The organism is Cupriavidus sp. CuC1 (genome assembly GCF_044627735.1).
Classification (GTDB): Bacteria; Pseudomonadota; Gammaproteobacteria; order Burkholderiales; family Burkholderiaceae; genus Cupriavidus; species Cupriavidus ulmosensis.
Window position 1 is genome coordinate 41228 of sequence record NZ_JBIUHC010000078.1, and the last position, 7406, is coordinate 48633.

The following is a 7406-nucleotide window of genomic DNA, read 5'->3' on the forward strand; positions in this document are numbered from 1 at the left end:
CGTCGATGGCGGCATCACTGCCCAGTAAGCCTGCCGCGTCATTTCGCCAAACCAGCCCGCCAGGAGAAGCCTATGGAGTTCGCCATGCAACGTCTGGCCATCGCGTCGGAACCCATCCAGACCAGCCTGATCGAGGCCGGCACCGGCCGCCCCACCCTGCTTGTGCACGGCACCAGTTCCAGCGCGGAAACCAACTGGGCCGCGCTGCTGCCCGGGCTCGCGCAGCGCAGGCGCTGCCTGGCGCTGGACCTTGCCGGCTCCGGCGAAACCCGCGACGACGGCGGGCCGCTGACGCTCGATGCGCTGGTGGGACAGGTGCGCGCCTGCATGGCGCTTGCGGGCGATGCGCCCGTGGACCTGGTCGGCTATTCGCTTGGCGGGGTGGTGGCCGCCGCCGCGGCTGCGCTGATGCCGGAGCGCGTGCGGCGCCTGGTGGTGTTCGGCGCCTGGGCGCGCACCGATAGCCGCATGCGCCTGCTGTTTGCGCTGTGGCAGTCGCTGGCGCAGTCGGACCGCAAGCAACTGGCGCGCATGATCCTGCTCAACGGCGTATCGGAGCGCTTCATCGCGTGCATGGACGACGCCACCGTCGAGGGCATCCTGCGGCGTTTCGGCGCAGGCCTGGCGCCCGGCAGCGACCGCCAGGCCGCGCTCGACGCCACCATCGACATCACACCGCTGCTGGCGCGCATCCGCGCCGCCACGCTGGTGATCGGCATGCGCCACGACCAGATGGTGCCGCCGGCGCATTGCCGCGCGCTTGCCGAGGCGCTTGGCGACGCCAGCTACGCGGAGATCGACAGCGGGCACCTGGTGATGCTGGAGCAACCCGAGCGCCTGCTCGCACTGATCGAGCAGCACCTGGACTGAGCGATCACAAGGACAAGCGCACACCAAGCAGACACGTTGACCGATCCTGAGGCTGACCGATGAATACACTTCCGACCTACCAGCCACGCAGCGCCTGGGCCATGGCCTCGATGCTGACCTGGCTTTCGCTGATCAACTTCCTCGACAAGATCGTGCTTGGCATGGTCGCGGTGCCGCTGATGGCGGACCTGAAGCTTGCGCCGGCCGAGTTCGGCCTGATCGCCAGCAGCTTCTTCTGGCTGTTCTCGCTATCCACCGTGCTGGTCGGCTTTCTGTCCAATCGCGTGGCCACGCGCTGGCTGCTGCTGGCGATGGGCCTGTCGTGGGCCGTGCTGCAGGTCCCGCTGGCGCTGGCGGGATCGGCCACGACCATCCTGCTGTGCCGCATGCTGCTTGGCGCGGCCGAGGGGCCGGCCTTCCCGATCTCCGTGCATGCGCTATTCAAATGGTTTCCGGACCACAAGCGCAACCTGCCGGTGGCGATGATCAACCAGGGGGCCACCGTGGGCCTGCTGCTGGCGGGACTGCTGATCCCGCTGGTGACGATACGATGGGGCTGGCGCGCCAATTTCATGATCCTGGCCGGCATTGGCATGGCGTGGAGCGCGATGTGGCTCTGCGTGGGGCGCGAGGGACCGCTGGCGCAGGCAAGCGCGCCACGCGCCGGCACCGCGGCCACGCCCGTGCGCCTGCCCTATCGCCGCATCTTCCGCGACCCGACCGTGCTGGCCTGCCTGGCCGTTGGCTTCTGCGCGTACTGGGCGCTGGCGCTGGGGCTGACCTGGCTGCCCGCCTACCTGGAAAAGGGCCTGGGCTTCGACCCGGTCACCACCGGGCGCTGGTATGCGGCCATCGTGGCCTCGGCCATGCCCGTCACGCTGATCCTTAGCTGGTTGTCGCAGCGCATGCTGCGCGCGGGCGCATCGTCGCGGCTCGCGCGTGGCGCGGTCATCTCGGTGGCCGCGCTGGCAGGCGGCGGCGTGTACCTGGCGATCGCGTCGATCACGCTGGCGCCGGTGCCCAAGACCTTGCTGATTGCCGTGGCGGCATGCCTGCCACCCGTGGCGTTCGCACTGACGCCAGCCATGCTCGCGCAGATCGTGCCGGAGGGCCAGCGCGGCAGCGTGTTGTCCATCCACACGGCGCTGACCACGCTGGCCGGCATCCTGGCACCGGCGGTGGTGGGGCAACTGGTGCAGCGCCATGGCATGAACGGGGGCTTCGAAGTGGGCTTCACGATCAACGCTTTGCTACTGCTGGCCAGCGGTGTGATTGGCCTGTGCTGGCTCAATCCCGAGCGTTCCGCAAAGGCGCTGGCGGCCTCGCCACAAGACATGGCGGCCGCGCGCTCGCCGGCCTGAGCTGCGCCTAGCGGGACAGCCACCACCAGGCCGCGCCGGCTGCGGCGGCCTGGCCCGCAGCAACGATCAGGAACGGCTGCCACGACGCGTCGAACTGGTCCTGCAGCGCGTTGACGGCAGCCGTGCGCATAGCCGCCGGCGCGTCCTGCGCGGCCAGCCCGGCAAACGGCACCGCCGCGATCACCTTGTCCGAGAGATGCAGCGCCACGCGGCGCGCCAGCCGGGGCATGCGCTCGCTGTCCTCGAGAAAATCGCGCAAGCGGGCCGTCAATGCTTGCGGCTTGGCAAGCAGGCTGGCCAGGGCGCCGGGTTGCTGCGCTTGCAGCGAGTCGACGAAGCGCCCCAGCGTGGCGTCGTAGAAGCGCTCGCCATGCGCGTTCGCCAGCGTACCGAGCACACGGTCGAGCGCGCGCTGCTGGCCAACCACGAAATAAGCTATGGGAAAACCGATCAATAACACCGCCGCAGCCGCCGCGAGCGGCCAGCCCATGCCTGCGCTGCCCTTGGCCACCAGCGTGAATGCGATCAGGCTGAGGACCAGCCCGGCAATGCAGCAGCGCACGATCTCCCAGAGATAGAGCGAGCCCGCCTTGAGCATGGACTTGCCGAGATCGCCGAGATCGGTTGCGCTGCCGGGCATGTAGGTCACCTTGAAATGGCGCCCGCATGACCAGCGCCGATAAAGAAACGGCGCGGGCCGCCGCGCACCCTGGTGTGGCGGCGGCCCGCCTGCATTACGAGTAGCGGCGGCTGATGGATTCCGCCACGCATACCGGGCGCTCGCTGCCCTCGCGCTCCACCGTGACTTCCCAGTTGGACTGGGCGCCGACCAGCGCGGGCGCGTTCGGCAGCGGCTCCAGGCGCTCCACCGATAGCAGCTTCACGCGCGCACGCAAGCGGCTGCCGACCGGCACCGGCGCGGTAAAGCGCACGCGGTTCAGGCCATAGTTGACGCCCATCTTCACGCCGGGCATGTCGATCGCGTTGTGCATGAACGCCGGCAGCAGCGACAAGGTCAGGAAGCCATGCGCCACCGGCCCGCCGAACGGCGATTCGCGGCGGGCGCGCTCCACGTCGACGTGGATCCATTGATGATCGCCGGTGGCTTCGGCGAACTGGTTGACCTGCTGCTGGGTGATCTCGATCCAGTCGCTGATGGCCACTTCCTGGCCCTGCAGGCTTTCCAGTTCTTCGAGCGAAGCGATGGTACGCATGGTGTCTCCTTGTTGTTGTGCTGGCCGGGATGGCCGGGGTTCAGTCGGGGGTGATGCCTTGCTCCCCTCTCCCGCGTGCGGGAGGGGCTGGGGGAGGGAGTAAACACCACCGTTATATCAAGCGGCTTTGGCGCATCAGGCAGGCCGCCGTCCGTACATGCCCATGCCCTTGACGGTGCAGACCAGTTCGCCGCGCTGGTTGGTGGCCTCCCACTGGGTGTGCACCACGCCGCGGTCCGGCTTGGACGAGGATGCGCGCGCATCCAGCACCACCAGCGACACGCTCAGCGTATCGCCCGCATAAACCGGCTTGAGCCAACGGATTTCGTCCACGCCGGGCGAGCCCATGCTGGCCGCCTTGGAGGTCATGTTATCCACCAGCAGGCGCATCATGATCGAGCAGGTCATCCAGCCGCTGGAGATGAGATTCTTGTAGATGCTTTTTTGCGCGGCTTCCTTGTCGACGTGGAAAGGCTGGGGATCGTACTGGCGGGCGAAGGCCAGGATCTCCTCCTCCGTCACCAGGTGGGACCCGAGGTCGCGCTTGCTGCCGACGGCGAAGTCTTCGAAATACAGGGTGGACATGAATCGCTCCGTCAACGGGGAATCAGTGAATACGGGACACGCGAAACGCACTGCAAAACACGAGATCCATACATAACAAAAAACCGCGCCTGGAACAACCGGCGCGGTTCTTTGATGCCACCTGGATCAGACCGTTTCCAGGAAGCCAGGTTGCGCCGCAAAGCGCGACAGGTGATGATCGACATCCCCGAAGGTGGTGTTGATCAGCGTCAGGCGCTTGAACATGTGCGCCGCCGGCAGTTCATCGGTGACGCCCATGCCACCGTGGATCTGCACGGCTTCCTGGCCGACCGAGCGAGCCGCCTGGCCCACGCGTGCCTTGGCCGCGGAGGCAAAGCGACGGCGTTCTTCCGGGCTGGCCTCGTCGAACTTGGCGGCGGCCAGCAGCGTGATGGAACGCGACTGCTCGGCGTGGATGAACATCTCCACCATGCGGTGCTGCAGCGCCTGGAAGCGCGCGATCGGCACGCCGAACTGCTGGCGGGTCTTGGCGTACTCCAGCGTGGCGGCGTTGAGCGTGTCCATCACGCCAACGGCTTCAGCGCACAGCAGCACGGCGGCGTAGTCAGCCACCTGCTCGATCAGCGCAAACGCCGCGCCCTCGGTGCCCAGCAACTCGCCCTGTGCATCCTTGAAGGTGATATCGGCAGCGCGCAGGTTATCGATGGTGCGGTAGTCGGTGATGCCGACGCCGGCCGCCTTCGGGTCCACCAGGAACAGCGAAATGCCATTGGTATCGGCATCTGCGCCGCTGGTGCGGGCCGACACAACCAGCTTGCCGGCTTGCGCGCCGTGGATGGTCACGACCTTGCGGCCGTTGAGCTTGCCGCCCTTGGCGGTCACGCGCACGTCGTTGAGCGCATAGCGGGCATGCGGCTCGTTGAAGGCGGTGGCCAGCATCAGCTCGCCACCAGCAACCTGCTCCAGCAGCGCGTCCTGGCCGCCGGCCAGCTTGAGCGCGTAGGCGGCTATCACGGTGGCGAAGTACGGCTCGACCACCAGGCCGCGGCCCAGTTCCTGCATCACCACCATCATGTCGACGGGCGTGCCCGAGAAACCGCCCTGCGCTTCCGGCACCGGCAGCGCGGTCAGGCCGAGCTCGACCAGCGCGCCCCAGGCGGCATCGCTATGGCCGGCTTCGGCCTTGATGCCCTTCTTGCGGGTTTCGAAATCGTAGTCTTTATCGATGAAGCGGTGGACGGCGTCAGCCAGTTGCTTCTGTTCGTCGCTGAGATTGAAGTTCATATCGCGTGTCTCCTCACAGCCCCAGGATCATCTGGCTGATGATGTTCTTCTGAATTTCGTTGGACCCGCCGTAGATGGAGGTCTTGCGATAGTTGAAGTAGTAAGCGGCCAGCGGCGCGGCATCGTCGTAGCCGGTCACCGCGTGCTCGTGTTCGCACTCCAGGTAGGCGGTGTCGAACGGCTGCGCGTAGGGGCCGACAGCCTCCACCATCAGCTCGGTCAGCATCTGCTGGATCTCGGTGCCCTTGATCTTGAGCATCGAAGCCTCGGGGCCGGGGCCCTTGCCGGCGCTCTCGCTCGACACCACGCGCAGCACGGTCAGTTCCAGTGCCATCAACTCGATTTCCAGCGCAGCAACCTTGGCGCCGAACAGCGGATCTTCCAGCAGCGGGCGGCCGTTCTTTTGCTGTTGCTTGGCAACGCGCTTGAGGAAGCCCAGTTCGCGCTTGGAGTTGCCCACGCGGGCAATGCCGGTGCGCTCATGGCCAAGCAGGTACTTGGCGTAGGTCCAGCCGCGGTTTTCCTCGCCCACGCGGTTCTCCACCGGCACCTCGACGTTGTCGAAGAACACTTCATTCACTTCGTGCTCTTCATCGAGCATGATGATGGGGCGCACGGTGATGCCCGGGGTCTTCATGTCGATCAGCAGGAAGGAGATGCCCTCCTGCTTCTTGGCTTCGGGATCGGTGCGGACCAGGCAGAAGATCATGTCGGCGTGCTGGCCGAGCGTGGTCCAGGTCTTCTGGCCGTTGACAATGTAGTGCTTGCCGTCGGAGGTGAGTTCAGCGCGGGTCTTCAGCGACGCCAGGTCGGAACCCGAGCCCGGCTCGGAGTAACCCTGGCACCACCAGTCGGTGCAATCCAGGATGCGCGGCAGGTAGTAGTCCTTCTGCGCTTCGCTGCCGTACTTCATGATCACGGGCGCGACCATGGCCACGCCGAAGGGCAGCACGCCGGGCGCGCCGACGCGGGCATTTTCCTCGTCCCAGATATGGCGCTGCGTGGCGTTCCAGCCCGTGCCGCCGTACTGCACCGGCCAGTGCGGCGCGGACCAGCCGCGGCCCGCCAGCAGCTTGTGCCAGCGCACCAGGTCGTCGCGGTTGGGGCGGCGGTGGTTCAGAATCTTGCTGCTGATTTCCGCCGGCAGGTTGGCCTCCAGCCAGCCGCGCACTTCGGCGCGGAAGGCATCGTCGGACGCCGAATAGTTGAGATCCATGCCCGTCTCCAGTGATGCCGGTGTGAGACCGGCAAATTGTTCTAGCTAGCGCGTCATGCGCCGGCAAGAACACTGCCTTGGGCACAGGACGCTATTCAGTGAGCCGTCTGCTTGAGCGCATCCGGCACCACGAGCTGGAAAGTATCGATGCCTTCGTCGGCAAGCGCCTGCACTTCATCCGGCGAAGCCGTTCCGCGGATCCCGCGTTCCGGCGCTTCGTCGTAATGCATGCGCCTGGCCTCTTCGGCAAAGCGTTCGCCCACGTCCTCGGTCTGCGCCAGCACCTGCTTTACCGCCTTCAGGTAAAGCGACTGCAGTGTTGCCGGCGCCGCAGGGGCCTTCGCCCCGGCCGGCTTGCCCGCCGGCGCGGCGGCCGCTCCCGAGAGATTCAGGCGCGGCGCGCTGGGCAACCGGGTGATGGCATGGTCTTCGCAGACCGGACATTGGACGAGATTTTGCGAAATCTGCGATTGCGCGTCGTCCTCCGAAGCAAACCAGCCCTCGAAACGATGGTCTTGCGCGCAGCGCAGGTCGAGCACCTTCATGATGTTTCCAGCCCGTCGAAGGCTATAGTATCCGCGAAACGGAATTTTGTGAACGGTCGTGCTAATTTTTTTGCAGCCATGTTGGCATCCGGTGGGCCTTGCGGGGTCCGGGGGATTTTTAGGTATGGCTGCGGGCGCACGGCTAATTGGAGATTTTACGCGGTTAGGGGGTGGGGTGCTGGGGGCGGCAAACAATTGGCTCTTGACGTGGGATTGGAATGTGATGTTTGCGGTGTTGGTTTTTGGGCCCACGTGCCTCCATGCGCGGGTCTTTTGCTGCTTCTTTGGGCGGTGTTGGTTTTTGCACCCAAGGGCCATACGACATCCCCCTGCGGGGGCTGCCGGTCACTCTTCTTTGCGCGGCAAAGAA

8 protein-coding genes are annotated in these 7406 nt (G+C 66.1%); 2 read left to right on the forward strand and 6 right to left on the reverse strand.

Going from position 1 to position 7406, the window contains the following annotated elements; translation table 11 throughout:
* Positions 1-84 precede the first annotated feature (84 nt).
* Together ACGLHR_RS29190 and ACGLHR_RS29195 are read left to right on the forward strand one after the other, a co-directional pair.
* Positions 85-870: an alpha/beta fold hydrolase gene (locus tag ACGLHR_RS29190; protein WP_400097904.1), complete on the forward strand. Its 786-nt coding sequence runs from the start codon at positions 85-87 to the stop codon at positions 868-870.
* A 59-nt stretch (positions 871-929) separates the two neighbouring features.
* Positions 930-2231 (forward strand): MFS transporter, encoded by a 1302-nt coding sequence (locus ACGLHR_RS29195; protein ID WP_400097906.1) that lies wholly within the window; start codon positions 930-932, stop codon positions 2229-2231.
* Positions 2232-2238: 7 nt separating this feature from the next.
* On the opposite strand, the gene ACGLHR_RS29200 is transcribed toward ACGLHR_RS29195, so the two are convergent.
* The 6 genes from ACGLHR_RS29200 to ACGLHR_RS29225 form a co-directional block, all read right to left on the reverse strand.
* Positions 2239-2871 (reverse strand): hypothetical protein, encoded by a 633-nt coding sequence (locus tag ACGLHR_RS29200; RefSeq protein WP_400097908.1) that lies wholly within the window; start codon positions 2869-2871, stop codon positions 2239-2241.
* A 94-nt stretch (positions 2872-2965) separates the two neighbouring features.
* Positions 2966-3445: a MaoC family dehydratase gene (locus ACGLHR_RS29205; protein WP_267606012.1), complete on the reverse strand. Its 480-nt coding sequence runs from the start codon at positions 3443-3445 to the stop codon at positions 2966-2968.
* 135 nt (positions 3446-3580) lie between these two features.
* Positions 3581-4030 (reverse strand): MaoC family dehydratase, encoded by a 450-nt coding sequence (locus ACGLHR_RS29210; protein ID WP_318236050.1) that lies wholly within the window; start codon positions 4028-4030, stop codon positions 3581-3583.
* 126 nt (positions 4031-4156) lie between these two features.
* A complete protein-coding gene (locus tag ACGLHR_RS29215) occupies positions 4157-5275 on the reverse strand; it encodes an acyl-CoA dehydrogenase family protein (RefSeq protein WP_400097910.1) in 1119 nt (372 codons plus the stop codon).
* A gap of 13 nt (positions 5276-5288) precedes the next feature.
* The gene (locus ACGLHR_RS29220; protein ID WP_267606010.1) at positions 5289-6491 is read right to left on the reverse strand and encodes an acyl-CoA dehydrogenase family protein; all 1203 of its coding nucleotides are present in this window, start codon (positions 6489-6491) and stop codon (positions 5289-5291) included.
* 95 nt (positions 6492-6586) lie between these two features.
* Positions 6587-7036 (reverse strand): DUF1178 family protein, encoded by a 450-nt coding sequence (locus tag ACGLHR_RS29225; RefSeq protein ID WP_318236048.1) that lies wholly within the window; start codon positions 7034-7036, stop codon positions 6587-6589.
* Positions 7037-7406 lie beyond the last annotated feature (370 nt).